Source organism: Pseudomonas sp. LB3P14, assembly GCF_054898045.1.
This window is the reverse complement of sequence record NZ_CM142714.1, coordinates 7,200,488-7,227,153: the sequence shown is the minus strand read 5'-3', so window position 1 is coordinate 7,227,153 and position 26,666 is coordinate 7,200,488. Positions and strand designations below refer to the sequence as shown.

The following is a 26,666-nucleotide window of genomic DNA, read 5'->3' as shown; positions in this document are numbered from 1 at the left end:
ATCCGACTTGCCCGCGATAGCAATGGATCAGTCAATACATAATCAAGCAGTCACCCCCGCATCCGCCTTCAACCCCATCGCCTCGATCGCACTGATCGCACATTGCTCATCAACATCAGACAGATCCCCGCTGATACCCACAGCCCCCAGCACGTTCCCTTCCTGATCCCGGATCAACACACCTCCCGGTGCCGGCACAACACTGCCTTGCCCCAGACTATTCAAAGCGGCGATGAACGCCGGGCGTTGTTGGGCGTCCAGTGCCAGCAGGCGCGAGCCTTTGCCCAGGGCGATGGCGCCCCAGGCTTTGCCGATGGCGATCTGCGGGCGCAGCAGACTGGCGCCGTCTTCGCGTTGCAGGGTGACCAAGTGCCCACCGGCATCCAGTACTGCGATGGTCAATGGAGCTGCCGAGATTGCACGCCCCGCGGAGATGGCCTGACTGATCAGGTTGACTGCGACTTTCAGGGTTAAAGCGCTCATGGTGCCGTCCTCATTTTGTTATAGGGAAAGCTGCTGGACTGCTTTTTGTTCAGCAGTCCGATGCAACAAATAGAACACAATGAGTTATTTTTTTGTATACAATAATTATCGAAAAGCGCCACATGCGACGAAAAGCCACAGTAGACCGGGCTTCCGACGAATGAAACAGCCGCTTGAGAAAATGGATTGACCTGCGCCGTCCGCCGTGAATACACTCTGCGCAAAGCCACTTGTATACAATTACAAAACGTAAGAGGCACAAAACCATGAGCAAAATGAGAGCAATCGAAGCCGCCGTTCTGGTGATGCGCCGTGAAGGGGTTGATACCGCTTTTGGCATCCCGGGCGCCGCGATCAACCCGCTGTACTCCGCCTTGCAGAAGGTCGGTGGCATCGATCACGTCCTCGCTCGCCACGTTGAAGGCGCCTCGCATATGGCCGAGGGCTACACCCGCACCAAGGCCGGCAACATCGGCGTGTGCATCGGCACTTCCGGCCCTGCCGGTACCGACATGGTCACCGGGCTCTACAGCGCCTCGGCCGACTCGATCCCGATCCTTTGCATCACCGGGCAAGCACCCCGCGCCCGTATGCACAAGGAAGACTTCCAGGCTGTCGACATCACCGCGATCGTCAAGCCAGTGACCAAGTGGGCAACCACCGTCATGGAACCGGGCCAGGTGCCTTATGCGTTCCAGAAAGCCTTCTACGAAATGCGCTCCGGCCGTCCAGGCCCAGTGCTGATCGACCTGCCGTTCGACGTGCAGATGGCTGAAATCGAATTCGACATCGAGGCCTACGAACCACTGCCGCTGGCCAAGCCAACTGCTAACCGCGTGCAAATCGAGAAGGCTCTGGCCATGCTTGACCAGGCTGAGCGTCCATTGCTGGTTGCCGGTGGTGGCATCATCAATGCCGACGCCAGCGAGTTGCTGGTGGAGTTCGCCGAGCTGACCGGCATTCCGGTGATCCCAACCCTGATGGGCTGGGGCACCATCCCGGACGATCACCCGTTGATGGTCGGCATGGTCGGTCTGCAAACCTCGCACCGCTACGGCAACGCCACGATGCTCAAGTCCGACCTGGTGCTGGGTGTCGGTAACCGTTGGGCCAACCGTCACACCGGTTCGATCGACGTTTACACCGAAGGCCGCACATTCATTCACGTTGACATCGAACCGACCCAGATTGGCCGCGTGTTCACCCCGGACCTGGGCATCGTTTCCGACGCCGCTGCCGCGCTGACCGTGTTCATCGAAGTCGCTCGCGAATGGCAAGCCGCCGGCAAGCTGAAAAACCGCAGCGCCTGGTTGCAAGACTGCCAGCAGCGCAAGTCCAGCCTGCAGCGCAAGACTCACTTCGACAACGTGCCGGTCAAGCCGCAGCGCGTGTATGAAGAAATGAACCAGGTGTTCGGCAAGGACACGTGCTACGTCAGCACCATCGGTCTGTCGCAGATTGCTGGCGCGCAGTTCCTGCATGTCTACAAACCGCGTCACTGGATCAACTGCGGTCAGGCAGGTCCTCTGGGCTGGACCATTCCGGCAGCGCTGGGCGTGGTCAAGGCTGATCCGACCCGCAAGGTCGTGGCGCTGTCGGGCGACTATGACTTCCAGTTCATGATCGAAGAGTTGGCGGTGGGCGCGCAGTTCAAGCTGCCGTACATCCACGTGGTGGTCAACAACTCGTACCTGGGTCTGATCCGTCAGTCTCAGCGCGGTTTCGACATGGACTACTGCGTGCAGCTGGCCTTCGACAACCTGAACGCTCCGGAACTCAACGGCTACGGGGTCGACCACGTCGCGGTCGCTGAAGGCCTCGGCTGCAAGGCGCTGCGTGTGTTCGAACCGGGTCAGATCCAGCCTGCCCTGCGCAAGGCTCAGGAGATGATCGAAGAGTTCAAGGTGCCGGTGATCGTCGAGATCATTCTGGAGCGCGTGACCAACATTTCCATGGGCACCGAGATCAACGCCGTCAACGAATTCGAAGACCTGGCGCTGGTCGGCAACGATGCGCCAACGGCGATTTCGCTGCTGGATTGACCCGGTCTGGCCCCCTCTCCCTCCGGGAGAGGGCTGGGGTGAGGGAAAGGTTTTGCGGCGTTCGCATTATCGGGATCAGACTTCAGATTCCCCCTCACCCTAACCCTCTCCCCCAGGAGAGGGGACTGATCGCGTTTAGCCGGGCCATTTGTACTTTTATCCGGAAGGAGACCACCATGCCGCGTTTCGCAGCCAACCTGTCCATGCTGTTCACCGAGCAGGATTTTCTTGCCCGTTTTGAAGCCGCCGCCAAGGCCGGCTTCAGTGGTGTCGAATACCTGTTCCCTTACGACTTCAGCTCCGCCGACATCAAAGCCAAGCTCGACGCCAACGGCCTGACCCAGGTGCTGTTCAACTTGCCGGCCGGTGACTGGGCCAAGGGCGAACGCGGTATCGCGTGCCTGCCGGATCGGGTTGAAGAGTTCCGCGCCGGTGTCGACCTGGCGATTGCCTACGCAAAAGTGTTGGGCAACACCCAGATCAATTGCCTGGCCGGTATTCCGCAAGGCATCGACGATGCCATCGTGGAAAAAACCTTCGTCAGCAACCTCAAGTACGCGGCCGACAAGCTGCAAGCGGCGGGCGTCAAACTGGTGATGGAAGCGATCAACACCCGAGACATCCCGGGTTTCTACCTGAACAACACGGCGCAAGCCCTGTCGATTCGCGAACAGGTCGGCAGCGCCAACCTGTTCCTGCAATACGACATCTACCACATGCAAATCATGGAGGGCGACCTGGCCCGCACCCTGCAATCGCACCTGGGCGAGATCAATCACGTGCAGTTGGCGGACAACCCAGGGCGCAACGAACCGGGCACCGGTGAAATCAACTACCGCTTCCTGTTCGAACACCTGGACCGCATCGGTTATCAGGGTTGGGTTGGCTGTGAATACAAGCCGCTGACCACGACTGAAGCAGGTCTGGGTTGGTTGAAGACTCATAACGCTATCTGAAGCGCTCCCCATGTATGAGGGGGCAGCTATAAAAACAAGAGGAATTTCTCATGGCTAAAATCGGATTTATCGGCACCGGCATCATGGGCCACCCAATGGCATTGAACCTGCAAAAAGCCGGTCACAGCCTGTTCCTGTCGGCGCACCACGATCCCGCGCCTGCTGAGCTGATTGCCGGTGGCGCCGTCGCCCTGGCGAACCCGAAAGAAGTCGCCCAAGAAGCCGAATTCATCATCGTCATGGTGCCGGATACCCCGCAGGTCGATGACGTGCTGTTCCGCGCCGACGGCGTTGCGGCCGGTGTCGGCAAAGGCAAAATCGTCATCGACATGAGCTCGATCTCGCCGACCGCCACCAAAGCCTTCGCCGCCAAAATCAACGAAAAAGGCGCTCAGTACCTCGACGCGCCAGTGTCTGGCGGTGAAGTCGGTGCCAAGGCTGCGACTTTGAGCATCATGGTCGGCGGCGATGCCGATGCCTTCGAACGCGTTCTGCCGCTGTTCCAGGCGATGGGCAAGAACATCACCCTGGTGGGCGGCAACGGCGACGGTCAAACCGCCAAAGTGGCGAACCAGATCATCGTGGCGCTGAATATCCAGGCCGTGGCCGAAGCCCTGCTGTTTGCGTCGAAAAACGGTGCTGATCCCGCCAAGGTCCGTGAAGCGCTGATGGGCGGTTTCGCATCGTCGAAGATCCTCGAAGTACACGGCGAGCGCATGATCAAAGGCACCTTCGACCCAGGCTTCCGCATCAGCCTGCACCAGAAAGACCTGAACCTGGCCCTGGCCGGCGCACGCGAGCTGGGCATCAACCTGCCAAACACCGCCAACACCCAACAAGTGTTCAGCACCTGCGCGGCCATCGGCGGCAGCAATTGGGACCACTCGGCGCTGATCAAGGGCCTGGAACACATGGCGAATTTCTCGATTCGCGATAAGTAAGCCCTACACCAAAACCTGTGGGAGCGAGCCTGCTCGCGATGGAATCGCCGCGGTGTGCCCGGAACACCGTGGTGCCTGAATCGCGAGCAGGCTCGCTCCCACAGGGTTCGCGTCAAACCCAATAACAAGAAATCCGGGAGCCCGCCATGTCGGTCAATCCGCAACAATTCCTGCGCGAGCTGTTTGCCACAGCCATCGACGCGGCCCATCCGCAGCAAGTCCTCGAAGCCCATTTGCCTAAAGATCGCAGCGGTCGGGTGATCGTCATCGGCGCCGGCAAAGCCGCCGCGGCCATGGCCCAGGTGGTCGAGCGCTGCTGGCAGGGTGAAGTATCAGGTCTGGTGGTAACGCGTTACGGTCACGGCGCCCCGTGTGAAAAAATCGAAGTGGTCGAAGCCGCTCACCCGGTGCCGGACGCGGCCGGTCTGGCCGTCGCTAAACGCGTGTTGGAACTGGTCAGCAACCTGAGCGAAGACGACCGCGTGATCTTCCTGCTCTCGGGCGGTGGCTCTGCCCTGCTGGCATTGCCGGCGGCCGGCATCACCCTGGCCGACAAGCAGTCGATCAACAAAGCCCTGCTCAAATCCGGCGCCACCATTGGCGAGATGAATTGCGTACGCAAACACCTCTCGGCGATCAAGGGCGGTCGTCTCGGCAAAGCCTGCTGGCCTGCCACGGTTTATACCTATGCGATTTCCGATGTACCGGGCGACCTCGCCACGGTCATCGCCTCCGGCCCCACCGTGGCCGATCCGAGCACCTCGGCCGAAGCGTTGGCGATCCTCAAGCGCTACGCCATCGACGTTCCGGTCTCGGTGCGTAACTGGCTGCAGAGCCCGGAATCGGAGACGGTCAAACCCGGCGACCCGAGCCTGGCGCGTAGTCATTTCCAGTTGATCGCCCGCCCACAGCAGTCACTTGAAGCCGCTGCGGTGAAAGCACGTCAGGCCGGTTTCAGTCCGCTGATCCTCGGCGACCTGGAAGGCGAGTCCCGCGAAGTGGCCAAGGTTCACGCCGGTATCGCTCGTCAGGTCGTGCTGCACGGTCAGCCACTGGCAGCGCCTTGCGTGATCCTCTCGGGCGGTGAAACCACGGTCACCGTACGTGGCAATGGTCGTGGCGGACGTAACGCCGAATTCCTGCTGAGCCTGACCGACAGCCTCAAAGGCCTGCCCGGCGTCTACGCGCTGGCCGGTGACACCGATGGCATTGACGGCTCCGAAGACAACGCCGGCGCGATCATGACCCCGGACAGCTACGCCCGCGCCGCCGCACTCGGTTTGAGCGCCAGCGACGAGCTGGACAACAACAATGGCTACGGCTATTTCGAGGCGCTGGACGCGCTGATCGTCACCGAGCCGACCCGCACCAACGTCAACGACTTCCGAGCCATCCTGATTCTCGAGAACCCTAAAAATGACGCCTGACAAGAAGGTTAAAATCCTCGCCACCCTCGGCCCTGCCACCGTCGGGATCGACGACATCCGTGAGCTGGTGCAGGCCGGGGTCAACATCTTTCGCCTGAACTTCAGCCATGGCGATCACGCCGACCACGCTCAGCGCTATCAGTGGATTCGTGAAGTCGAGCGCCAGCTGAATTATCCGCTGGGCATTCTGATGGACCTGCAAGGCCCGAAACTGCGGGTTGGCAAGTTCGCCGAGGGCAAGGTGCAACTGCATCGCGGTCAGGCTCTGCGTCTGGATCTTGATCCGACGCCGGGTGATGAACGTCGGGTCAACCTGCCCCACCCGGAAATCATCGCGGCGCTGGAGCCAGGCATGGACCTGCTGCTCGACGACGGCAAGCTGCGTCTTCGTGTAGTCACCAAATACTCCGACGCGATCGACACCACCGTGCTCAACGGCGGCGAGCTGTCGGACCGCAAAGGTGTGAACGTGCCGCAAGCGGTGCTCGACCTGAGCCCGCTGACCGCCAAGGATCGTCGCGATTTGAGCTTCGGTCTGGAGCTGGGTGTGGACTGGGTGGCGCTGTCGTTTGTGCAGCGTCCGGAAGACATTCGCGAGGCGCGCGAACTGATCGGCGACAAAGCGTTTTTGATGGCCAAGATCGAGAAGCCATCGGCGGTGACTCAACTGCGCGAGATCGCCGAATTGAGCGACGCGATCATGGTTGCTCGCGGTGACCTGGGCGTGGAAGTACCGGCCGAAAGCGTGCCGCAGATTCAGAAAAACATCATCACCATCTGCCGCGAACTCGGCAAACCGGTGGTGGTGGCCACGCAGATGCTCGAGTCAATGCGCTTCTCCCCTGCCCCGACCCGTGCGGAGGTGACCGACGTTGCCAACGCCGTGGCCGAAGGTGCCGATGCGGTGATGTTGTCGGCGGAAACCGCGTCCGGCGAATACCCGCTGGAAGCCGTGCAGATGATGAGCAAAATCATCCGCCAAGTGGAAAACGGCCCGGACTATCAGACACAACTGGACGTGAGCCGGCCGAAGGCTGAAGCGACTGTTTCTGACGCGATCAGCTGCGCGATTCGTCGCATCAGCAATGTGCTGCCGGTGGCGGTGCTGGTGAATTACAGCGAGTCGGGGACGTCGAGTTTAAGAGCCGCGCGGGAACGGCCGACGGTGCCGATCCTGAACCTGACACCGAACCTGCAAACCGCTCGCCGGTTGACGGTGGCGTGGGGCGTGCACTCGGTGGTCAATGATCGGCTGCGGCAGGTGGATGAGGTGTGCTCGACGGCGCTGGAGATTGCGCAGGCGCAGGGCATGGCCAAGCGTGGCGACACTTTATTGATCACCGCGGGTGTGCCGTTTGGGCAGCCAGGGTCGACTAACTCACTGCGTATTGAGACGTTGATTTAGCGTCTACACCGGCCTCTTCGCGGGCAAGCCTCGCTCCTACAGGATCGCGCTGTCCTTGTAGGAGCGAGGCTTGCCCGCGAAGAACGATTACACGGTCCCTCTGACTCACAGACCTAAAATGCCTGCCAACCACTTCAACACCCACTGCCCCGACTGGGCGACTGCTCTGCTCAACGGTTTCAGTCAGGTCTTCCTCCAGCGCCATCCGCTGTGCGGCCTGCTTTGCCTGCTGGCCATTCTTTTCACCGCGCCGGCCCTGCTCGGCGGTGCACTGCTGGGCGGTGTCGCCGGGTTGCTCACCGCACAACGACGCGGTTATGCCAAGGCCGATCGACAGGCAGGGCTCTTCAGTTACAACGGTGTCTTGCTCGGTTTGCTGCTGAGCCTCTACTTCCCATGGTCAGCGATGTTTCCGCCGCTGATCATCGCCGCTGGCGGCCTGAGCGCGATGTTCACTCAACAGTGGCTCAAACGCGTCCGGGTCAGCCAATACCTGCCTGCCTATACGGCGCCCTTCGTGGGGCTGGGATGGTTGCTGCTGTGCTTCGCCACGCCCTCGACAAATGCGCACTTGATCGAAATCAATACGCTGAACATGCTCGCCGCACCACTGAAAGGCCTCGGCCAGGTGATGTTCCTCGGTCATCCGCTGGCCGGTGCGATGATTGCCGTGGGTTTGCTGATCGCTGATCGCCGCGCATTCTGCTGGGCGTTGTTGGCGTCTGTCGCGGGCATGGGCTGGAGCATGCTGCATCACGACTTCTATACCGCATTGATCGGCCTCGGTGGCTATAACGCCGTACTCGCCGCCCTCGCCTTCAGCTCGCAGCGCCAGAAGCCTTGGCTGCCGCTGGTCGGTATGGCATCAGCGCTGTTGCTGACACCGGTGTTTGCCGCCATCGGTCTGCCAACGCTGACCGCGCCGTTCATCCTCTCCTGCTGGCTGATCCGCGCGGTTGTTCAAATGCTCGGCAAGACCACTGTCGCCCGTACGCCTTGCACTCTGGAGGAGAATCACCCTAGGCTGCGCTGATTCTCGGTTCAGGCGTTTTCCATGGACAGCAGCAAAAACTGGCGTGAAGAGCTTTACGTCATGGTTTTCCAGAGCGACACCACGGCCGGTCGGCGCTTCGACGGCATTTTGCTGTTGATCATCCTCGCCAGCATTGTGATCGTGATGCTCGACAGCATCGACTCCATTCACCAGAACTACGCCAACGTGCTGGCATACATCGAGTGGGGCTTCACCGTCATCTTCGCCATCGAATATGGCCTGCGCCTGTACTGCTCGCCGAAGCCGTTGCGTTACGCGTTCAGCTTTTATGGGCTGGTGGATTTGCTGGCGATCGTGCCAGGCATCCTTGCGCTGTATTACAGCGATGCGCAGTACCTGCTGATCATCCGGATCATTCGGATGCTGCGGATTTTCCGCGTGCTCAAGCTCAGCCCGTATCTGAAGCAAGCCAACTATTTGATGTCGGCGCTGCGCGGCAGCAAGCAGAAAATCGTGGTGTTTCTGGTCAGCGTCTGCACGCTGGTCACGGTGTTCGGCACGCTGATGTATGTGATCGAAGGCCCGGAACACGGCTTCACCAGCATTCCCAAGGGTATCTATTGGGCTATCGTGACGCTGACCACCGTGGGGTTCGGCGACATCGTGCCCAAGACACCGCTGGGCCAGGTGATTTCGTCGCTGGTGATGATCACCGGTTACTCGATCATCGCCGTGCCCACGGGGATTTTTACCGCCGAACTGGCCAACGCCATGCGTGGCGAGCAACTGCAACACGACTGCCCGGTGTGCAAGAAAAACAACCACGAACACGGCGCGGCATTCTGCTCGCGGTGCGGTAATCAACTGTTCAATAAACTGGAATAAGCAAAGAGCTTTTTAATCTTTAAAGGACTATGCGGGCCCGGCTATAGTCGCTGGCAAATTGCCCCACTTTCTAAATAAAAACTTCTAGAACAAGGACTGCGCAGTGAAAAAACTCTTTGGCGCCTCACTTCTGGCCGCTGGCCTGGCACTGACCAGCGTGGCTCAGGCCGCACCGACCCTGCTCAATGTTTCCTACGACGTGATGCGAGATTTCTACAAGGACTACAACACTGCGTTCCAGAAACACTGGCAAGCCGAGCACAACGAAAACATCACCCTGCAGATGTCTTTCGGCGGCTCGAGCAAACAGGCGCGTTCGGTCATCGATGGCCTGCCGGCTGACGTCATCACCATGAACATGGCCACCGACATCAACGCCCTCGCGGACAACGGCAAACTGGTCCCGGACAACTGGGTCACCCGCCTGCCGAACAACAGCGCGCCGTTCACCTCGGCCACCGTGTTCATCGTCCGCAAAGGCAACCCGAAAGCCCTGAAAGACTGGCCCGATCTGCTCAAGGACGGCGTGCAGGTGATCGTGCCGAACCCGAAAACCTCGGGCAACGGCCGCTACACCTACCTCTCGGCCTGGGGTTATGTGCTGAAAAACGGTGGTGACGAAAGCAAAGCCAAAGACTTCGTCGGCAAGCTGTTCAAACAAGCGCCGGTCCTCGACACCGGTGGCCGTGCAGCCACCACCACCTTCATGACCAACCAGATTGGCGACGTGCTGGTGACCTTCGAAAACGAAGCGGAAATGATTGCGCGTGAGTTTGGTCGTGACCAGTTTGAAGTGATCTACCCGAGTGTTTCTGCTGAAGCCGAGCCGCCGGTGTCGGTGGTCGACAAAACAGTCGACAAGAAAGGCACCCGCGCGGCAGCTGAGGAATATTTGAAGTACCTGTGGTCGCCGGAAGGTCAGGAGATTGCCGCGGCGAACTACCTGCGTCCGCGTGATCCGGCGGTGCTGGCCAAATACACCGACCGTTTCCCGAAAGTGGATTTCCTGTCAGTAGAGAAGACCTTTGGTGACTGGCGGACTGTGCAGAAGACTCACTTCAATGATGGTGGGATCTTTGATCAGATTTACAGCGGCCAGTAATTCCTGAGCCCAATGAAAAAGGCGACCTGAGAAGGTCGCCTTTTTTTGTGGCCGCTGACTGATCGTTCCCACGCTCTGCGTGGGAAAGCAGCCCGGGACGCTCCGCGTCCCATCCAGAGCCGAACGCAGAGCGTCCGTTGAGGCATTCCCACGCAGAGCGTGGGAACGATCAGTGGTGAGTTTACTCCTCGACGCACCGTTACATCGGCGGTGTTACGCCATCCTTGCCCGCGGAAATCGATTGGGCGGTGAGCGTACCGTCCGCACTTTGGGTGACAAACGTCACGATCTTCACTCCCACCTTCAGCAAGCTGCGATCACCCGGCACCAGATTCACGATCGGCACGTCTTCCGGCACCAGAATCTTCTGCTGGCCGCCCTTGTAGTTGACGGTCAATACCCGACCATTGCTGACCACCAGATCGCCCACGCTGCCATTGGTCATGCTACTGCCCTTGACCAGATCAAACGGCCGATGCCCGTCGCCGCTGCCGGCCAGTTCCGGTGGGAAGACGTGGACTTCCAGGGCCTTGAGGGTTCCGTCCTCCTGCGGTATGGCAGCCGAGCCGATGTAGCTGCCGGGTTTGATGTCTTCGATATTGGCCAGGGTAACGGCGCGGACTTTGGTGTCTTTGGTCAGGTTGATCACCACGTTTTCGCCGCTGTTGACGTGGACTTTCAGCACGTCGGGACTGACGTCGGTGATCTCGCCGCGAACGCCGATACGCATGCCCGGCGCGTCGGCGGCCTGGGCGAGACCTGCCGTGAACAAGGTGATCAAGGTAATGGCTGAAGCGCCGCGAATCAGGTGACGAAACATCGCATTCATGGAAGTGCCTTCCGTTTTATGAAACATGAGGAGAGAACATAAGCACGCTATCGAACAGGATGTAAGTGAATGTATCATCGGACCTCAATGTTTTGACGCAAGGTTCATCGACGAACATCACACACGTCCGTCACTCATTCCGCAAAGGAATGATTGCTATCACTCCAACCCCTCTTCCGCCGTTCCGGTCAGCCCATTAGCCTTCGCGCATTCCCTTTTGTTCAGCGAGACCCGATATGAACCCAGCAACCCAGGTGCCCCACGGCGCCGCGACAATGACCAAAGGCATGGTGCTGCTGTTTGCCTTCTGCTGCGGCGCCATTGTTGCCAACATTTACTACGCCCAACCGATCATCGGCCTGATCGCACCCGACATCGGCCTGACCAGCACCATGGCCAGCCTGATCGTTTCGCTGACCCAGATTGGTTACGCGTTAGGTTTGTTTTTCCTGGTGCCGCTGGGTGATCTGCTGGAAAACCGCCGCTTGATGATCATCACCACCGTGGTGGCGATTGCCAGTCTGCTGGGCGCAGCGTTCACCGATCAGCCAAACGTGTTTTTGCTGATCTCGCTACTGGTGGGTTTCAGTTCGGTGTCGGTGCAGATCCTGATACCGCTGGCTGCACACCTGGCGCCGGAAGAGTCACGTGGTCGTGTAGTCGGTGGGATCATGGGCGGTTTGCTGCTGGGGATTCTGTTGGCGCGACCGGTGTCCAGCGTGGTGGCTGACCATTTCGGCTGGCGTGCGATGTTTGTGATTGCAGCGGTGTTGATGGCGGCGATCAGCATCGTGCTGGCGCTGACGATTCCCAAGCGCCAGCCTGATCACAGCGCGTCTTATGGTCAGTTGTTGGGTTCGCTCTGGACCCTGTTGCGTCAACAGCCGGTATTGCGCCAGCGCGCGTTCTACCAGGGTTGCATGTTCGCCACGTTTAGCCTGTTCTGGACCGCCGTGCCGCTGGAACTGGCGCGCAACCATGGCTTGTCGCAAACCCAGATCGCGATCTTCGCCCTGGTCGGGGCCATCGGTGCCATCGCCGCCCCCATTGCCGGTCGACTGGCCGATGCCGGCCACACCCGCGTTGCTTCACTGCTGGCCCTGTTGTTTGCCAGCCTGAGCTTCCTGCCCGCCTTCGTCCACCCGGCCTACAGCGTCATCGGCCTCGCGGTCACCGGCGTGATACTCGACTTCTGCGTGCAGATGAACATGGTGCTTGGCCAACGCGCGGTCTACGCCCTCGACGCCAAAAGCCGCAGCCGCCTGAATGCCCTGTACATGACCAGCATTTTTATCGGCGGCGCGTTTGGTTCCTCGGTGGCCAGTGCGGTGTATGAACACGGCGGCTGGTTGTGGATCGTGATTGTGGGTAGCGCGTTTCCGCTGTTGGCGTTGCTGCGGTTTTTGAGTGTTTCAGAGAGGCGTTCGTTGGCCACGGCTTAAGGTGCCAAAAGCTTCGCGGGCAAGCCTCGCTCCTACGGGACCGAGATTGCCTGCGATTGCTGTGTGACTGACACCACTCAGTGCCGAACCAACTTCTCCATCGCCGCATCTGCCAGAAAGGAAGAGCGGCTTTTGACATTATGCTCACGCACATATCGGTCAATGCGCTGAATCACATAGCCAGGCAGCGTTACGTTGACCTTCTCGGTTTTGCCCATATAGGGGGCGATGTCCAGCTCCAGCATTCCCCAGCCCATGTCGGCAAAGTCTGGATTTCCACGATGAGCAGCCGCAGAGGTAGGCATCGGAATTGACTCCCCGTCAGCCGCGATCTCCTGAAGCATGATGTGGGCAATCTCGACCGCTGCGTTATAGGCGTCTTCAAACGTATCCCCGGCCGTTACGGCGCCTGGAATATCGGGGATCTGAATACCGATGGCGGTGTTCTCGTCTCCCCACTCGATACAGATTGGATATTGCATTATGGATCTCCTGCGTAACTGGCTCCCGGGCAATACAGCCCGGCTCGCCTCCTGATGCTTTTGACCGTCCCGATCGGCAAATCCTTTTTCGGACGAGGGACGGGTATCGTGTACGGGTTGTATCGGTGTTTGAAGATGTGATGGCTGCCGGCAATCCGATCCAGTATCCAGCCGGCCTCCTCCAACTCCTTGATCAATAGCCTGCTCTGCACCAATAGCCTCCTTGCTCAGGCCTAAACAAAAGTAACTCTAGAGTTATCTTTACTCAAGCACAAAAATCCGAATCACGACGTTCGGTTGTTTTACAGAGTGTGATTGCGGGCCGCGGCATTCTTCCCAAGAATGAATACTTTCGCTCAGCCTGATCCGTCACGCCGAGGTCAACCCGGATTACACTCAGCGACCTGAGCTGAAGCGATGCTGGGATGCGATTCGCGGCTAACGATCAAATGCCGCCTGACCCGCGGCATGTTCTTTCACGGAGCATGCAATGACCCGACGTACCGGGCAGTGAGGGTGAAGCGCGTTATCTGGCCGGCGTGCCGATAGGTCGGCTGGGGCAGCCGCAGGAGATCGCGGCGGCGATTGCGTTTTTGTTGTCCGAGCAGAGCGGGTTTATTACCGGGCAAACCTTGTTTGTCGACGGTGGCGCTTCGATAGGTAAAGCCGCGTTCTAACCAACAACACATGTCCCCTTGTGGGAGCTCAACATTATTCAGACTTGCACAAGGACTTTGATGGACCGTCTCGGCGCAATGGAAACCTTCGTCTACGTGGTGGAAACCGGTTCCTTTTCCGCCGCCGCCCGACGCTTGAATATCGGCCAGCCCGCCGTGTCGAAAGCCATCGCGCAACTGGAAGCGCGCCTTGCCGTTCGGCTGCTGTTGCGTTCGACTCGAGGCCTGACACCGACCGAGGCCGGGCAGGCGTTTTTCGAACGCTCCAAGCGTGCCATCGAAGAAGCTGATGAGGCTGACAATGCCGCTCGCGGTGCCGCCAGCGGCCTGAGTGGCAACCTGCGAATCTGCGCCGCCGTGACCTTCGGCCGACTGCACATCGTTCCGCACCTCGGACCGTTCCTCGATCAGAACCCTGAGCTGAACATCGACCTGATGCTGGATGACCGCAATATCAATCTGGTGGAAGAAGGCGTCGACATCGCCCTGCGTATGGGCGCCCTGAGCGACTCAGGTCTCACCGCCCGCAAAATCGCCGAATGCCGTCGCGTGGTGCTGGGCACGCCCGCCTATTTCGAAAAACACGGCGAACCCAACTGCCCTGCCGATCTGAGCAAACATCACGCAATCGCCTACACCTTGGGTGGCGGTGCCCATTGGCAGTTCAAGAAAGGCATCGAAGAACAGTCAGTCCTCATCAGCGGCCGGATCCGCGTCAACGCCGCCGAAGGTTTACGTGAAGCGGTGCTCGCCCACCAAGGGCTGACCATGGCGTCGGAGTGGATGTTTGCGCCGGAACTCGCCAACGGTGCGGTCAGGGAAGTGATGAAGGAGTGGGCGCTGCCGAATCTGGACCTCTGGGCGGTGTTTCCCACCGGCAAAATGGCCAGCGCCAAGGCTCGGGCGTTTGTAGATTATGTTCAGGGGGTATTGGCGAAGGAGACCTGAAACCCACTCGTTTCGTTTATTGCGATTTTCGTTTGATTCGAATAGCCTTCCAACATTGTTTTTTCAGAATGTCGGAAACCATCATGTCGCCAGTCATCCTTCCACCGATCAATCTACCCCTGGAGCGCGAAGTTCAGGCTGCTATCGAAGGCCAACGCGCCCTGGCCGCCTATCTCGCCACTCAATTCGAAACTCAGCACATCCAGATTTTCGACGAGCAAAATGAAGCTCATAGCGTCGAACTGCCCACCTCGGCCCTCCGGCTGCTGGTCGACATCCTGGCCGAGCTCGCGGTGGGCAATGCCGTCAAAGTGGTCCCGGTTCACGCAGAACTGACCACCCAGGAAGCGGCAGATTTACTCAATGTCTCACGCCCGCACCTGATCAAACTGCTGGAGTCCGGCGAGTTGTCCTACCACAAAACCGGCAAGCACCGACGTGTGCGCTTTGCCGATTTAATGGACTATAAAAACCGGCGCGACACTGCCAGCGAGCAAGCAATGACGCTTCTCGCCGAGCAGGCACAAGCCTTAAGGACAGGATACGAGTGAGGCAATCTTCTTTTACCGCTGCATATGACGCCTGTGTGCTGTACCCCGCTCCCTTGAGAGATTTTCTGATGTGGCTCGCGCTCTCCGGGCGTTTCAGAGCGAAATGGTCGTTGGAGATACACAACGAGTGGAAACGTAATCTGCTTAAAAATCGCCCGGATCTAACCGTAGAACAGCTTGATCGCACATCCGAGCTGATGGACCAGGCCTTACCCGACGCGTGTGTGTCCGGTTACGAAGAATTGATTGAGGGGCTGACGCTGCCCGATGTTGATGACCGTCATGTCCTTGCTGCTGCGCCGTTCGATCATGACTGCATAGCGTCCAAGCGCTAAATCACATACCCATCAAAACCAACCCTGACATTCCCCGGCAATTCGCTACGGTGCTCCAGCAACCAGGCATCCAGCGTATGCCCGACATGCGTCAAGACCGCCAACTTCGGTTGCAAGTCCTCAATGCAACGCAATGCAAGATTCAGATCGTTGTGATTACGTGGTGTCTGCGGCTGCGGCGGCATTGAGCAGTCGAGCACCAACAGATCCAGCGGCTCACGCTGCAAATGGGCCGTAGTGGCTGGCGGCAGGCCTACAGTGTCGGTCAGGTAAGCGATTCGTCGCCCTTCTCCCTCCAACAAGTAACCAAGCGTCGGTTTGGAGTGTTGCAGTGGTAACGCCGTGACGCTGAGCGTGCCGAACTGCCGGGTTTCAAAGGCGTCGAAAGGCTGGCTGAAATCGAGTATCCCCGGATGCTTGTAGAGATCGGCCAGGCCTTCCGGGTCCACCGGGCCATGCACCGGAATCACCAGCCCCTGACCCCAACGCAAATGCAGCAGCCCTTGGGCGTGATCGGCGTGGTAGTGGGTCTGGAAAATGCCGTTGAAGCTGCGGGGCGGGAAGCGTTCGGTGAGGTCGGACAGGCCGCTGTCGATCAACCAGCGCTGATCGCCACACTCGATCAATGCGCTGCACGGACGACGTCTCAAGCGTTCATCGCTACGGGCCAGGTCGCAGGCCGCGCATTCGCAGCCGTAGACCGGCACCTGTCGGGCGTCACCGGTGCCCAGTAATGTCAGGCGCATACGGGTTGCCCGTCGACGCAGGTCAGCAAGCATTCGACCGTGCGCTCCAGCGGCCCGGAGTTGTCGATCACACACAACACCGGATCGTGTTCGGCGAGCACGCGGTCGCTGAAACGGCCATTGCGTGCCAGCCGATCATCAATCTCGGCGACCGTTTCACGTCCCCGTGCCAGCAAGCGCTGGCGCAATACAGCCTGATCGACCGTCAGCAACAGCACGAGCACGTTTGGATAGCGCAAGCGGGTCTGCGGCAGATGACCGCGCGACCCATTGACCAGCACATCCTGTCCCGCCGCCAGCCAATCGTCGATTTCCCGTGGGATCCCATAGGACAAACCATTGGCATGCCAGCTCAGGGCAAACGCGCCCTGAGCCTCCCTCTCGGCGAACTGTTGCGCACTGACGCCTTGTGCCGCTTCCCCCACCGCTTCCGCCGAGCGGGTGATGACCCGCCGCACGATACGACATTCGCGTTCGGCCAACCGCGCTCGTGCGGCATCCAGCAGGCTGTCCTTGCCCGAACCTGAAGGTCCGATGAGATAGATCAACCTGCCCGCCATCAAAACACCCTCTTCGCTTGTCGCCAGACTTGTTGTACCACCGGCAACCCGTCCTGGCTCCTGGCTTGCACCAGATCCGCTCGCAAACCGACAGCAATCTCGCCGCGATCACTCAGCCCTGCCGCTCTGGCCGGGGCCAGGGTGACCATGCGTACAGCCTCGGCCAAGTCGCACTGATTGGCCTGGGCCGCCAGTGCAAACGCCGCTTGCAGCAGACTGGCCGGGTAGTAGTCACTGGACAGTATGTCCAGCAAGCCTTCAGCAGCCAGATCAGCAGCGGCCACATTACCCGAGTGGGAACCGCCGCGGACAATGTTCGGTGCGCCCATCAGCACACTCATGCCCAATTGCTGGCAGCCGCGCGCCGCCTCCAGAGTGGTTGGGAACTCCGCGATGGTCATGCCGTAGCGTGCCGACTCCTCGACATGGGCCAGAGTCGCATCGTCATGGCTGGCCACCGACAGGCCGCGGGCCAGGCAGTGCTCGACAATCGCCGCGCGATAGCGGGTGCTGTACTCACGGGAGTTGGCCATTTGCAGGACGATGAACTCATCCATCTGTGTCGTCGTCAGGTGGTACTTGCCCATGTAGTACTCACGGTACTTGGACTCCAGCACAAACTGCCGCTGGCCAGGAGAGTGGTCCATCACCGACACCAGTTGCACCAGCGGATGCTCCACCAGGTCACGGAACACACTTAGCGTATCCGGGTGGCACAGCTCGCAACGCAGGTGCAGACGGTGTTCGGCGCGCGTCAGCCCGGCGTCGGAGGCGCTGGAGATCGCCTCAAGCATCGCCGGCAATTTCTGCATGCGATTGCCTTTGGGGTTCACATCGCCGATGGACACGGCATCGAACACCGTGGTGATGCCAGCCGCGATGATCTGCGCATCGTGACTGAGCACCGCCGAGGTCGAGGGCCAGTCCACGCCGGGGCGCGGGGTCATGTGCTTTTCCAGGTTGTCGGTGTGCAACTCCACCAGACCGGGCAACAGGAAATCACCGTTGAGGTCTTGGGCCTGGGGCAGTCGGCTCAGGCCTTCGGCGACTTCGGCGATCAACCCGTCGCGCAGCACGAGAGTGCCGAGGAACACACGGTCAGCGGTGACCAGGCGGGCATTGCTGAGGATCTGTTCAGCGGACATCGGCGTATTCCTCGTGGTTCACAGCGGCTGGGGTCATGTCGAGATGGCGATCGGCAACCGCCTCGCGAGCGGTGCGGTCGTGGAAGATGCCGATCAGTGCGGCGCCTGCCGCTTTCGCTTCGTTCATCAGCTCCAGCACCACCTGGCGATTGGTGTCGTCCAGGGAGGCCGTCGGTTCGTCGAGCAGCATCACCGGCCAGGGCACCATAAAGCCGCGGGCGATGTTGACCCGTTGTTGCTCGCCACCGGAGAAGGTGCCGGGTGCCAATTGCCAAAGGCGTTGTGGAATGTTCAAGCGGCTGAGCAACAGCTCGGCGCGCGATTGCGCCAGGTGTTTTGACCAGCCTCGGGCAAGGGCCGGCTCCATCACCACGTCCAGGCACGCCACTCGCGGGATCACCCGCAGGAACTGACTGACATAACCCAGGGTTTGCTGACGCACCTGCAGAATGTCTCGCGGCTCGGCGCCCACCAGCTCCAGCCAGTGGCCGTCATGCTGTACGCGGATGCTGCCGCCGGCTGGCAGGTAATTGCCATACAGCGTGCGCAGCAAGGTGCTTTTACCGGCACCGGACTGACCATGCAGCACCAGGCATTCACCGCCCGCCACGCTGAAATCCACCCCACGCAGCACGTTCAGGACCACGCCGTGCTGTTGATGCAGGGTGAAGGTTTTCGAGAGGTCACGGACCTCGATCAAGGTATTCATCGCTCGGATTCCACAGATAAACGGGACTTCACGGCTGCAACACCGAAGACACCAGCAGTTGCGAGTAAGGGTGCTGCGGATCGTCAAGGATCTGGTCGGTCAGGCCGGTTTCCACCACCCGCGAGCGGCGCATCACCATCAGCCGATCGGCCAGCAGACGCGCCACCGCCAGGTCGTGCGTAACGATGACCACCGCCAGGTCCAGCTCGCGCACCAACCCACGCAACAGGTCGAGCAACCGCGCCTGCACCGACACATCGAGTCCACCCGTCGGTTCGTCCATGAACACCAGCCGCGGGCTCGACACCAGATTGCGGGCGATTTGCAGCCGCTGTTGCATGCCGCCGGAGAAGGTCCGGGGCAAGTCGTCGATGCGCAGCGGGTCGATTTCCACCTGGCTCAACCAGTCGATCCCCGCCCCGCGCAGTTGCTGGTAATTGCGCACACCTTGGGCCATCAGGCGCTCGCCGATGTTGGCGCCGGCCGAAACGCCCATGCGCAAACCGTCGCGAGGATTCTGTTCGACAAAACCCCACTCGGTGCGTAGCAAGGTCCGGCGCTCGGCTTCGCTGGCGCTGTACAGGTCGAGCCATTGACCCTGTTTGTCGCGGTAACCAATGCTGCCGCGCTGGGGCGGCAGGCGGCCGCTGAGCAACGAGAGCAAGGTCGATTTGCCCGAACCGGACTCGCCGACAATACCCAGCACCTCACCGGGATACAGGTCAAAACTGACGCCCTGGCAACCCTTCTCCAAGCCGTACAACAACGACAGGTCGCGCACTCGCAGCAAGGGCTCGACAGTGGCGGCGGACGGTTGGTTTTTCAGCGCCTGATTCATTGGCCTTGCTCCTGCTGGCTGACGCGCTGGGCGCAGTAATAGGTGTCGGAACACACGAAACTCTGGGTCCCGGCGTCGTCGATGATCAGCTCGTCGAGGAAGGAATCGTGACTGCCACAAATGGCGCAGCACTCCTCCCACTTCTGCACTTCGAAGGGGTGATCCTCAAAGTCGAGACTGGTGACTTTTGTGTACGGCGGCACGGCATACAGACGCTTTTCACGACCCGCGCCGAACAGCATCAGCGCCGGGCTCATGTCGAGTTTCGGGTTATCGAATTTGGGGATCGGCGACGGGTCCATCACGTAGCGCTCGTCCACCATCACCGGGTAGGCGTAGCTGGTGGCGATGTGACCGAAGGTGGCGATGTCCTCGTAGAGCTTGACGTGCATGACCCCGTAATCATTGAGGGCATGCATGGTCCGGGTCTCGGTTTCCGAAGGTTCGATAAAGCGCAGCGGCTCGGGGATCGGCACCTGATACACCATGATCTGATCGGCGTGCAGCGGCGTTTCCGGAATACGGTGCCGGGTCTGGATCACCGTCGCATCCGGCGTACTTTCGGTGGTCGCGACGCCAGCGGTGCGGGCGAAGAAGCGGCGGATCGACACGGCGTTGGTGGTGTCATCCGCGCCCTGATCGATGACTTTGAGCACGTCGTCAGCACCGAGAATCGCCGCGGTCAATTGCATGCCGCCGGTACCCCAGCCGTAAGGCAGCGGCATCTCACGCCCGCCGAACGGCACCTGATAACCGGGGATCGCCACGGCCTTGAGCAAGGCGCGGCGGATCATGCGTTTGGTCTGCTCATCCAGGTAGGCGAAGTTGTACGCCGCATCGCGGATTGGCGCCTGGGTCAGGTCATTCATGGCTGTTGGCCTCGGCAGGCTTGCGCAGTTTGCGGATCAGTTCCAGTTCGGCCTGGAAATCCACGTAGTGAGGTAATTTGAGGTGCGAGACAAAACCGGCGGCCTCGACGTTGTCGCAGTGCATCAGCACGAATTCCTCCTGTTGCGCCGGGGACACGATCTCTTCGTTGAACTCCTCGGCCCGCAGTGCGCGGTCGACCAGCGCCATGCCCATGGCTTTGCGCTCGGCGTGCCCGAAGGCCAGACCGTAGCCACGCGTGAACTGCGCCAGCTCGGTGGCGGAACCGACGAATTGGTTGACCATTTCGCACTCGGTCACTTCGATGCTGCCCAGATTGATGGGGAAGCCCAGCTCTTCGGGATCGATCCACACTTCCACTTCACCGATGCGAATTTCTCCAGCGAATGGGTGGTTGCGGCCGTAACCGCGCTGGGTGGAATAACCCAGCGCCAATAGAAAACCTTCATCGCCACGGGCCAGGGCCTGTAATCGTTGGGCACGGCTGGCCGGCAGTTCCAGAGGGTCGCGGGTGATGTCCGCCACTGTTTCGCCGTTGTCGGATTCGTTCTTGATCAAACCCTCCTTGGCCAGCAAACCCAGGACCCGTGGGCAAGGTTCGAGGCTGGCGTTCGGGGTGGTTTGCGGTCCCGGGTATTCGCCTTCGGCGAGCAGCGCAAAGTCGAGCAGACGATGGGTGTAATCGAACGTTGGCCCCAGCAACTGCCCGCCCGGCACGTCCTTGAACGTGGCGGACAAACGTCGGCTGAGCTGCATGTCTGACGTGTCGATCGGCAGGCTCGGGCTGAAACGCGGCAGCGTGGTGCGATAGGCCCGCAGCAGGAAGATCGCCTCGACCAGGTCGCCCGCCGCTTGCTTGATCGCCAGTGCGGCCAGTTCTTCGTCGTACAGCGAGCCTTCGCTCATCACCCGCGCCACCGCCAGCGGCAGTTGCTGGCGGATCTGTTCGACACTCAGTTCAGTGATCGAGGTGTCGCCCCGGCGCTTTTTCGCCAGCAGACGGTGAGCGTTGTCGATGGCCTGTTCGCCACCTTTGACGGCTACGTACATCAGGCAAACTCCTCTATTGTGCGAGCGACCCGCGTGCTGCGCGGCAGGCCGATAAAGTCGTGACCGGCGGCGAAAAACAGATCCAGCCCTCGGGGAAATTCGTTGCGCTGTTCACGCTCGCGCCAGAAACCGTCGGTCAGAGGCAGACTGACCTGGTGCTGAGTCTCGATCCCCGGCCCGCGCCAGGCCTGCCCTGCCCCGCCGTCGAGGCTCGGCAGCTGAACCAGCAAGGTGCAGGACTGATCGGGGTAACGGTCATTGCCATGGTCGAAGCCGCTGAGATCGAGCAGGTCTTCGGCGCCCAGCAAGGCAAAACGCGCGGCTTCCCGATACGGGGTCAGCGGGCAACCGCAGTGGAACGCCAGGTTGGCGCGGATTGCCGGCGTATCGAAAGACGGCGCCAGCCACAGCGGCGTGTCGACATCCAGCAAGGCCAGGCACAAGGCGTAAGTGGCTGGCGCCAACCCTTCCAGGCTTGGGGTGGCGTGCAAGTTCTGGATCAATCCGGGACCGGCCAGCGCTTTGAGCGCAGCGCGAAAACTGCGCTGGGCATCAAGCACCGGGTCGGTAAACGCCGGTTGCAACAATGGTGCGCTCATCAGTTTTCTCCTCGCACGAGGGTGAAAAATTCAACTTTGGTGGCGGCGGTTTCCGCCTCTTTCTGCGCCCGACGTTGTGCCTGAGCGTTGGCCAGTGGCGTGATCACTTCATTAAGCCAGTGGCGCTGTTGCGTGCCCTGCAAATGCGCGTCGGCCAGGGCCGCCAATTCGGCGTGGACCTTGTCGCGACCCGCCAAGTAGCTGTAGCCGGTACGGCCATCGGCCAAGCGCACCACGCAACGGGTCACGCTCATTTCGCCGACGTTGAACGGCGCACCGTTGCCGCCCATGCGGCCACGGACCAGGGTCATGCCGATTTCCGGGGCGCGGATCAATTGGTACTCGACGTCGCGCAGCGCGGCTTCGAGAGGCTGCAATTCGCTGCGACGGGCGCGGGCCAGCACGCCGATCCAGTGCTGCCGCGCAGAGTAAGGAGCAGGGTTCATCGGTAAGTTCTCCATCAGGTGACGACCTGGTACTGGAAGCGATCCGAACGGCTGGTGGACTGGGCCAGCTCCACCGGACGGCCGTCGCGGTCGCGGGAAAGGGTGAACACACTCAGCGCCGGCAAGTGCCGGGGCATCATCAGCAACGCGGCTTCTTCGCGGCTGGGCAAACGGGCGCCAATCAGGCTCAGCGTGCGAGTCAGCGGCAGGTCCCGTTCGCTCAAGTACTGACGCAGGGAGCCGCCGGTGTAGTCCGCCAGCAACGGCGCGTGGCTGGCGCAGTAGCGATGGCGTATCAGGCTGACCGGTTGGTGATCGAGCTTGCGCAAGGTCTGCAATTCGATCATCGGCGCCATCTCGGCAAGACCGAGGTGTTGCGCCTCTTCACGGCTGGCGAAGCAATAACGACGCTTGAGCAGCACCGCCTCGACGCCCAGGCCTTGGGCCGACAACGACTGGCTGTAGGCACTGTCGGCGGCCATCGGATAAATCAGCGGCCGCTCCAGCACCTGAGTGCCCTTGCCCTGGCGGCGCAGCAGGCTGCCTTCGAACACCAACTCATCGATGGCGCGGCGCAAGGTGTGGCGGTTGACCCCGAAACGCTCGGCCAACTGCACTTCCGCCGGCAGGAAGTCCCCGGCCTGATAATCCGCCAGCTCACGGCGCAGGATGTCGGCCAATTCGCGGTACACCGGCTCATCTTGTCTAGACAACTGCATGCTTAAAAAAAAGCGCCCACGGGCACCCCTCCGAAATTCAGATGAACTGCTTGCGCAGGCGTTGCGACAGGATGTCGATCAGGCTCACCACCACGATGATCACCAGCAGCACCGCACAGGTCTGCACAAACTGGAAGGCGCGGATGTTTTCCCAGAGAATCACCCCGATCCCACCGGCACCGACCATTCCCACCACCGTCGCCGAACGCACGTTGGCCTCGAAGCGGTACAGCGCGTACGACACCCACAGCGGCATCACTTGCGGAATGATCCCGTAGATCACTTCTTGCAAGGCACTGGCACCGGTGGCGCGAACACCTTCAACCGGGCCCGGGTCGATGGCCTCGACCGCTTCGGCGAACAGCTTGGCAAGTACACCGGTGGTGCTGATCCACAGCGCCAGAACCCCGGCAAACGGCCCCAACCCGACGGCCACCACGAACAACATGGCGAAGACCATTTCGTTGATCGAACGGAAGGCGTCCATCACCCGACGCAGCGGCTGGTGGATCCACCAGGGTGTGATGTTTTCCGAGCACAGAATCCCCAGGGGAATCGAGCAGACAATCGCCAACACCGTGCCCCAAAGGGCGATTTGTACGGTGACGATCATTTCCTTGAGGTAGGCGCGCCATTCGTGGAAGTCCGGCGGGAAGAAATCAGCGGCGAAGGTCGCCATGTTTCCGGAGTCGCGGTACAGCGCCATCGGATTCATCTCGGCGCCGTGCCAGGCCCAGGCCAGCAGGACCAGGAACAGGCCCCAACCGGCGTACTGCGGCCAGGTGCGCTTGCCGACAGCTTCAGCGTGCAGAGTGGTCATAAGGATTCTCTAAAAAAGCGGTTTGACGAGGCGCGGCACATGAGTAATGCCTTGAGCAAAAAACTGTGGGAGCGAGCCTGCTCGCGATATCGGTGTGTCAGTCGACATCGATGGTGCATGTGCCGCCATCTTCGCGAGCAGGCTCGCTCCCACAGTTGCCCCGCGGTGAATCAACCGGCGTTGGCCGCGCTCTTCTTGTCGCTGGTCTTTTCGAGCAGGGTCAGGCGCTCTTGCAACTTGGCCAGCTCGGCATCGATTTCGGCCAGACGCTTGGCCTTGTCCGCGGCCTCAAGCTTGGTGTCGGCACTGATGGTAGTGCGCTGCTTGAACAGTTCGAGCTGACGGATCGGCAGCAACTGGTCGTCGCTGGACTTCAGGAACTTGCCCAGCTGCATGCCTTTGAGTACCGCTTTCTCGGAGTCGGTATCGCCATAGCTGAAGATGAAATCGCGGATCTTGGTCTTCTCGCTGTCGCTCAGGGCCTTGCTCCATACCAACGGGTCGGCGGGGATCAGCGGCGACTTCCAGATCACCTTGAGCAGCGCAGCCTTGTCCGGCTGGGTGACTTCCAAACGATCCCAGCTTTCGGTGTTGAAGGTCGCCACATCCAGTTGCCCCTTGGCCACGCTCAAGGCGTTGACCTCATGGCTGGAGTTGAGGGTGCGCTTGAACGCGGTGGCTGCATCGACGTGGTTCTTCGCGAACACGTAGTAGCCCGGCACCAGATAACCCGAGGTGGAGTTCGGGTCGCCGTTGCCGAAGGTCAGGTTCTTCGCGTTTTTCAGCATGTCGTCGACGGAGTTGATCGGGCTGTCCTTGCGCACGATCAGCACGCTCCAGTACCCGGCGGCACCGTTGGCGGCAGCGGTCTGGGCGAAGATCTCGCCGTTGGAACGGTCCACCGCTTCCATGGCGGCCTTGTTGCCCAGCCAGGCGACGTCGACCTTGTTGAAGCGCATGCCCTGGATCAGGCCGGCATAGTCGGAGGCGAAGGTGGCGTTGATCTTCAGGCCGGTTTTCTTCTGCATATCGTCAAGAAACGGCTGCCAGATACTCTTCAGGTTCTGCGAAGACTCGGTGGACATGATGCCGAAGTTGATGGCTTTTTCTTCAGCCTGGGCGGTGCCCAGCACACAGCTTGCTAGTAGGGTTGCACCAGCAATAACGCGACCGATACGGTTCAACATGGAAAGGATTCCTGAGGGTGCGTAGTTGAGGAAGTGGAGGTATTCACACGCGAGCCAGCACCAACCGGGGCGCGGGTTCGGGGTGGCGGGTCTGGTCGGAAAACATCAGGCTGGTGTCGATGTCGGCACCGTACAAATCATTGAGGAACTGACTGCTCAGGTCGGCGGCGAGGCCGTCGAAATGAATCCGACCGCCCTTGAGCGCCACCGCACGGGGGCAATAGCGCGTGGCGTAATCGACTTGATGCAGGGTCACTACCACGGTCTTGCCGTCGCGGCGGTTGATGTCGGCGAGGATTTCCATGACCTTGCGCGCCGATTCCGGGTCCAGGGAGGCGATCGGTTCATCGGCCAGAATGACCTCGGCGCGTTGGGTCAGCGCCCGGGCAATCGCCACGCGCTGTTGTTGGCCACCGGACAAGGTGGATGCGCGCTGCGCCGCCAGATCGACCAGGCCGACACGGTCCAGAGACTCGAGGGCAAATTGCTTTTCCTCGGCATTGAACAGGCTCAAATTGCCGCGCCAGCGTGGCATGCGCCCCAGGCAACCGAGCAGCACGTTATCGAGCACGCTCAGGCGGTTGACCAGGTTGAACTGCTGGAAGATGTAACCGATGTCGGCGCGCAAGCGACGAACCTTACCGTTCAGCCGCCCGGACGCCTGCACCTCCCGCCCCAGCACCTTGACGCTGCCGCCGTTGTTGCGATCGCAACAGGCCAGGCCCGCGAGGTGCCGCAGCAAGGTGGATTTGCCGGAGCCGGAAGCGCCAATCAGCGCGACCATCTCACCGGTTGCGATGGTGAGTTCGAGGTCGACCAGCGCGGTTTTGCGCGCAAAGGTCTTGTTCAGATGATCGACATGGATAGCTGCGTTCATGGGCTTCTCTGTCTGGTTGAACAGCCGTCCCTGGCCGCTTTGAAGTTCAACCGACTTTAGGCACTGGCTGTGTCAGCCCTATGACTTGCACAAGTCGCTGGAATAACTATTTGATGAAGGTTTTGTGAAAGGTTGAGCAGGTGGGGTTACCGCTGAACCTGTGGGAGCGAGCCTGCTCGCGAAAGCGGTGTGTCGGGCAACATAGGTTTTGATGGGGGACATATCCGTTTCTGCGGTAACGGCGGCTGACGGTTTCGCTTTTACAGCGAGTCACTTTCGAAAAGCGCGAAAGTAACCAAAGCGCTTCTACCCCTTTCGTTCGGCCCTTCGCCTAGGCTCAGGGTGCCCTCGCTCCGGTCCTGCTCCGTGGGCCCGCCGCCATCGGCCATCCATGGCCGGGGGCGGCTAACCCGGCATCCATGCCGGGTTGCCCACTGCGCAGAACCTCCACTCGGCCTCTCGATGGGGCGGTGCGTCAAGATCAAAAGCTGCAGGCGAGCTAACGCTCGGCCTGTTGAGTGGTGAGAAGCAAAAGATGTACGCCGATCCACTGTGGGAGCGAGCCTGCTCGCGAAGCTGTTGA

At 60.5% G+C, this 26,666-nt stretch carries 28 protein-coding genes and 2 pseudogenes; 13 read left to right on the top strand and 17 right to left on the bottom strand.

Annotated features, from left to right (window positions below; genetic code table 11):
* Positions 1-42: 42 nt before the first annotated feature.
* A complete protein-coding gene (locus tag ACYZT5_RS33225; protein ID WP_462049050.1) occupies positions 43-483 on the bottom strand; it encodes a GlcG/HbpS family heme-binding protein in 441 nt (146 codons plus the stop codon).
* Positions 484-749: 266 nt separating this feature from the next.
* Between ACYZT5_RS33225 and gcl the strand changes: the two genes are divergently transcribed.
* The 8 genes from gcl to ACYZT5_RS33185 all read left to right on the top strand — a co-directional run bounded on the left by gcl (position 750) and on the right by ACYZT5_RS33185 (position 10,235).
* A complete protein-coding gene (gene gcl, locus ACYZT5_RS33220) occupies positions 750-2,525 on the top strand; it encodes a glyoxylate carboligase (RefSeq protein WP_462049049.1) in 1,776 nt (591 codons plus the stop codon).
* Between the two features lie 176 nt (positions 2,526-2,701).
* Positions 2,702-3,481: a hydroxypyruvate isomerase gene (gene hyi / locus ACYZT5_RS33215; RefSeq protein WP_462049048.1), complete on the top strand. Its 780-nt coding sequence runs from the start codon at positions 2,702-2,704 to the stop codon at positions 3,479-3,481.
* A gap of 50 nt (positions 3,482-3,531) precedes the next feature.
* Positions 3,532-4,422: a 2-hydroxy-3-oxopropionate reductase gene (locus tag ACYZT5_RS33210; RefSeq protein WP_462049047.1), complete on the top strand. Its 891-nt coding sequence runs from the start codon at positions 3,532-3,534 to the stop codon at positions 4,420-4,422.
* Between the two features lie 146 nt (positions 4,423-4,568).
* Entirely contained in the window at positions 4,569-5,849 is a 1,281-nt protein-coding gene (locus ACYZT5_RS33205; RefSeq protein ID WP_462049046.1) for a glycerate kinase type-2 family protein, read from the top strand.
* Positions 5,839-7,254, top strand: coding sequence for a pyruvate kinase (gene pyk / locus ACYZT5_RS33200; RefSeq protein WP_462049045.1), 1,416 nt, complete (start codon positions 5,839-5,841; stop codon positions 7,252-7,254). The genes ACYZT5_RS33205 and pyk overlap by 11 nt, the downstream gene beginning before the upstream one ends.
* A 118-nt stretch (positions 7,255-7,372) precedes the next feature.
* Positions 7,373-8,287 carry an urea transporter gene (locus ACYZT5_RS33195; protein ID WP_462049044.1) on the top strand — a complete coding sequence of 305 codons (915 nt, stop codon included), beginning with the start codon at positions 7,373-7,375 and terminating at the stop codon, positions 8,285-8,287.
* Between the two features lie 21 nt (positions 8,288-8,308).
* A complete protein-coding gene (locus tag ACYZT5_RS33190; protein ID WP_462049043.1) occupies positions 8,309-9,133 on the top strand; it encodes an ion transporter in 825 nt (274 codons plus the stop codon).
* A gap of 103 nt (positions 9,134-9,236) precedes the next feature.
* Complete coding sequence (locus ACYZT5_RS33185; RefSeq protein ID WP_309676598.1) at positions 9,237-10,235, top strand: sulfate ABC transporter substrate-binding protein; 999 nt, start codon at positions 9,237-9,239, stop codon at positions 10,233-10,235.
* A gap of 199 nt (positions 10,236-10,434) precedes the next feature.
* On the opposite strand, the gene ACYZT5_RS33180 is transcribed toward ACYZT5_RS33185, so the two are convergent.
* On the bottom strand, positions 10,435-11,064 hold the full coding sequence (locus tag ACYZT5_RS33180) for a hypothetical protein (RefSeq protein ID WP_462049042.1): 630 nt from the start codon (positions 11,062-11,064) through the stop codon (positions 10,435-10,437).
* A gap of 236 nt (positions 11,065-11,300) precedes the next feature.
* Here ACYZT5_RS33180 and ACYZT5_RS33175 point away from each other — a divergent pair, with 236 nt between their 5' ends.
* Positions 11,301-12,506, top strand: coding sequence for an MFS transporter (locus ACYZT5_RS33175; protein WP_462049041.1), 1,206 nt, complete (start codon positions 11,301-11,303; stop codon positions 12,504-12,506).
* Between the two features lie 77 nt (positions 12,507-12,583).
* On the opposite strand, the gene ACYZT5_RS33170 is transcribed toward ACYZT5_RS33175, so the two are convergent.
* A complete protein-coding gene (locus ACYZT5_RS33170; protein WP_056742059.1) occupies positions 12,584-12,988 on the bottom strand; it encodes a type II toxin-antitoxin system HicB family antitoxin in 405 nt (134 codons plus the stop codon).
* Positions 12,988-13,200: a type II toxin-antitoxin system HicA family toxin gene (locus ACYZT5_RS33165; RefSeq protein WP_462049040.1), complete on the bottom strand. Its 213-nt coding sequence runs from the start codon at positions 13,198-13,200 to the stop codon at positions 12,988-12,990. The genes ACYZT5_RS33170 and ACYZT5_RS33165 overlap by 1 nt, the downstream gene beginning before the upstream one ends.
* A gap of 291 nt (positions 13,201-13,491) precedes the next feature.
* Between ACYZT5_RS33165 and ACYZT5_RS33160 the strand changes: the two are divergent.
* From ACYZT5_RS33160 to ACYZT5_RS33145, 4 genes and pseudogenes are all read left to right on the top strand, one after another.
* Positions 13,492-13,665, top strand: a pseudogene (locus ACYZT5_RS33160) (SDR family oxidoreductase); the annotation flags it as partial.
* Between the two features lie 60 nt (positions 13,666-13,725).
* On the top strand, positions 13,726-14,613 hold the full coding sequence (locus tag ACYZT5_RS33155) for a LysR family transcriptional regulator (protein ID WP_462049039.1): 888 nt from the start codon (positions 13,726-13,728) through the stop codon (positions 14,611-14,613).
* A gap of 83 nt (positions 14,614-14,696) precedes the next feature.
* Positions 14,697-15,164, top strand: a complete 468-nt coding sequence (locus tag ACYZT5_RS33150) for a helix-turn-helix domain-containing protein (RefSeq protein WP_462052348.1) — start codon at positions 14,697-14,699, stop codon at positions 15,162-15,164.
* A pseudogene (locus ACYZT5_RS33145) lies at positions 15,161-15,463 on the top strand (PIN domain-containing protein); the annotation flags it as partial. The gene ACYZT5_RS33150 and the pseudogene ACYZT5_RS33145, both read left to right, overlap by 4 nt.
* Positions 15,464-15,495: 32 nt before the next feature.
* Here the strand turns inward: ACYZT5_RS33145 and phnP are convergent.
* From phnP to phnC, 13 genes are all read right to left on the bottom strand, one after another.
* On the bottom strand, positions 15,496-16,245 hold the full coding sequence (gene phnP, locus ACYZT5_RS33140; protein WP_462052347.1) for a phosphonate metabolism protein PhnP: 750 nt from the start codon (positions 16,243-16,245) through the stop codon (positions 15,496-15,498).
* On the bottom strand, positions 16,236-16,805 hold the full coding sequence (phnN, locus tag ACYZT5_RS33135; RefSeq protein WP_462049038.1) for a phosphonate metabolism protein/1,5-bisphosphokinase (PRPP-forming) PhnN: 570 nt from the start codon (positions 16,803-16,805) through the stop codon (positions 16,236-16,238). The genes phnP and phnN overlap by 10 nt, the downstream gene beginning before the upstream one ends.
* Positions 16,805-17,950: an alpha-D-ribose 1-methylphosphonate 5-triphosphate diphosphatase gene (locus ACYZT5_RS33130; protein WP_462049037.1), complete on the bottom strand. Its 1,146-nt coding sequence runs from the start codon at positions 17,948-17,950 to the stop codon at positions 16,805-16,807. Before ACYZT5_RS33130 ends, phnN begins: the two co-directional genes overlap by 1 nt.
* The gene (gene phnL, locus ACYZT5_RS33125; protein WP_462049036.1) at positions 17,940-18,659 is read right to left on the bottom strand and encodes a phosphonate C-P lyase system protein PhnL; all 720 of its coding nucleotides are present in this window, start codon (positions 18,657-18,659) and stop codon (positions 17,940-17,942) included. Before phnL ends, ACYZT5_RS33130 begins: the two co-directional genes overlap by 11 nt.
* Before the next feature lie 28 nt (positions 18,660-18,687).
* Positions 18,688-19,497, bottom strand: coding sequence for a phosphonate C-P lyase system protein PhnK (phnK, locus tag ACYZT5_RS33120; RefSeq protein WP_462049035.1), 810 nt, complete (start codon positions 19,495-19,497; stop codon positions 18,688-18,690).
* Positions 19,494-20,366, bottom strand: a complete 873-nt coding sequence (locus ACYZT5_RS33115) for an alpha-D-ribose 1-methylphosphonate 5-phosphate C-P-lyase PhnJ (RefSeq protein ID WP_462049034.1) — start codon at positions 20,364-20,366, stop codon at positions 19,494-19,496. Before ACYZT5_RS33115 ends, phnK begins: the two co-directional genes overlap by 4 nt.
* Positions 20,359-21,435: a carbon-phosphorus lyase complex subunit gene (locus ACYZT5_RS33110; RefSeq protein WP_462049033.1), complete on the bottom strand. Its 1,077-nt coding sequence runs from the start codon at positions 21,433-21,435 to the stop codon at positions 20,359-20,361. Before ACYZT5_RS33110 ends, ACYZT5_RS33115 begins: the two co-directional genes overlap by 8 nt.
* Positions 21,435-22,034: a phosphonate C-P lyase system protein PhnH gene (gene phnH / locus ACYZT5_RS33105; RefSeq protein WP_462049032.1), complete on the bottom strand. Its 600-nt coding sequence runs from the start codon at positions 22,032-22,034 to the stop codon at positions 21,435-21,437. The genes ACYZT5_RS33110 and phnH overlap by 1 nt, the downstream gene beginning before the upstream one ends.
* Complete coding sequence (gene phnG, locus ACYZT5_RS33100; protein WP_462049031.1) at positions 22,034-22,480, bottom strand: phosphonate C-P lyase system protein PhnG; 447 nt, start codon at positions 22,478-22,480, stop codon at positions 22,034-22,036. Before phnG ends, phnH begins: the two co-directional genes overlap by 1 nt.
* Before the next feature lie 14 nt (positions 22,481-22,494).
* On the bottom strand, positions 22,495-23,199 hold the full coding sequence (phnF, locus tag ACYZT5_RS33095) for a phosphonate metabolism transcriptional regulator PhnF (protein WP_462049030.1): 705 nt from the start codon (positions 23,197-23,199) through the stop codon (positions 22,495-22,497).
* A gap of 37 nt (positions 23,200-23,236) precedes the next feature.
* Complete coding sequence (gene phnE / locus ACYZT5_RS33090; RefSeq protein WP_462049029.1) at positions 23,237-24,019, bottom strand: phosphonate ABC transporter, permease protein PhnE; 783 nt, start codon at positions 24,017-24,019, stop codon at positions 23,237-23,239.
* Between the two features lie 170 nt (positions 24,020-24,189).
* Positions 24,190-25,206: a phosphonate ABC transporter substrate-binding protein gene (gene phnD, locus ACYZT5_RS33085; RefSeq protein ID WP_462049028.1), complete on the bottom strand. Its 1,017-nt coding sequence runs from the start codon at positions 25,204-25,206 to the stop codon at positions 24,190-24,192.
* A gap of 43 nt (positions 25,207-25,249) precedes the next feature.
* Entirely contained in the window at positions 25,250-26,083 is an 834-nt protein-coding gene (gene phnC, locus ACYZT5_RS33080) for a phosphonate ABC transporter ATP-binding protein (protein ID WP_462049027.1), read from the bottom strand.
* Positions 26,084-26,666: the final 583 nt, after the last annotated feature.

Coding starts and splice junctions, on each gene's coding strand:
- ACYZT5_RS33225 (WP_462049050.1), bottom strand. CDS start 483: ATGAGCGCTTTAACCCTGAAAGTCGCAGTCAACCTGATCAGTCAGGCC.
- gcl (WP_462049049.1), top strand. CDS start 750: ATGAGCAAAATGAGAGCAATCGAAGCCGCCGTTCTGGTGATGCGCCGT.
- hyi (WP_462049048.1), top strand. CDS start 2,702: ATGCCGCGTTTCGCAGCCAACCTGTCCATGCTGTTCACCGAGCAGGAT.
- ACYZT5_RS33210 (WP_462049047.1), top strand. CDS start 3,532: ATGGCTAAAATCGGATTTATCGGCACCGGCATCATGGGCCACCCAATG.
- ACYZT5_RS33205 (WP_462049046.1), top strand. CDS start 4,569: ATGTCGGTCAATCCGCAACAATTCCTGCGCGAGCTGTTTGCCACAGCC.
- pyk (WP_462049045.1), top strand. CDS start 5,839: ATGACGCCTGACAAGAAGGTTAAAATCCTCGCCACCCTCGGCCCTGCC.
- ACYZT5_RS33195 (WP_462049044.1), top strand. CDS start 7,373: ATGCCTGCCAACCACTTCAACACCCACTGCCCCGACTGGGCGACTGCT.
- ACYZT5_RS33190 (WP_462049043.1), top strand. CDS start 8,309: ATGGACAGCAGCAAAAACTGGCGTGAAGAGCTTTACGTCATGGTTTTC.
- ACYZT5_RS33180 (WP_462049042.1), bottom strand. CDS start 11,064: ATGAATGCGATGTTTCGTCACCTGATTCGCGGCGCTTCAGCCATTACC.
- ACYZT5_RS33175 (WP_462049041.1), top strand. CDS start 11,301: ATGAACCCAGCAACCCAGGTGCCCCACGGCGCCGCGACAATGACCAAA.
- ACYZT5_RS33170 (WP_056742059.1), bottom strand. CDS start 12,988: ATGCAATATCCAATCTGTATCGAGTGGGGAGACGAGAACACCGCCATC.
- ACYZT5_RS33155 (WP_462049039.1), top strand. CDS start 13,726: ATGGACCGTCTCGGCGCAATGGAAACCTTCGTCTACGTGGTGGAAACC.
- ACYZT5_RS33150 (WP_462052348.1), top strand. CDS start 14,697: ATGTCGCCAGTCATCCTTCCACCGATCAATCTACCCCTGGAGCGCGAA.
- phnP (WP_462052347.1), bottom strand. CDS start 16,245: ATGCGCCTGACATTACTGGGCACCGGTGACGCCCGACAGGTGCCGGTC.
- phnN (WP_462049038.1), bottom strand. CDS start 16,805: ATGGCGGGCAGGTTGATCTATCTCATCGGACCTTCAGGTTCGGGCAAG.
- ACYZT5_RS33130 (WP_462049037.1), bottom strand. CDS start 17,950: ATGTCCGCTGAACAGATCCTCAGCAATGCCCGCCTGGTCACCGCTGAC.
- phnL (WP_462049036.1), bottom strand. CDS start 18,659: ATGAATACCTTGATCGAGGTCCGTGACCTCTCGAAAACCTTCACCCTG.
- phnK (WP_462049035.1), bottom strand. CDS start 19,497: ATGAATCAGGCGCTGAAAAACCAACCGTCCGCCGCCACTGTCGAGCCC.
- ACYZT5_RS33115 (WP_462049034.1), bottom strand. CDS start 20,366: ATGAATGACCTGACCCAGGCGCCAATCCGCGATGCGGCGTACAACTTC.
- ACYZT5_RS33110 (WP_462049033.1), bottom strand. CDS start 21,435: ATGTACGTAGCCGTCAAAGGTGGCGAACAGGCCATCGACAACGCTCAC.
- phnH (WP_462049032.1), bottom strand. CDS start 22,034: ATGAGCGCACCATTGTTGCAACCGGCGTTTACCGACCCGGTGCTTGAT.
- phnG (WP_462049031.1), bottom strand. CDS start 22,480: ATGAACCCTGCTCCTTACTCTGCGCGGCAGCACTGGATCGGCGTGCTG.
- phnF (WP_462049030.1), bottom strand. CDS start 23,199: ATGCAGTTGTCTAGACAAGATGAGCCGGTGTACCGCGAATTGGCCGAC.
- phnE (WP_462049029.1), bottom strand. CDS start 24,019: ATGACCACTCTGCACGCTGAAGCTGTCGGCAAGCGCACCTGGCCGCAG.
- phnD (WP_462049028.1), bottom strand. CDS start 25,206: ATGTTGAACCGTATCGGTCGCGTTATTGCTGGTGCAACCCTACTAGCA.
- phnC (WP_462049027.1), bottom strand. CDS start 26,083: ATGAACGCAGCTATCCATGTCGATCATCTGAACAAGACCTTTGCGCGC.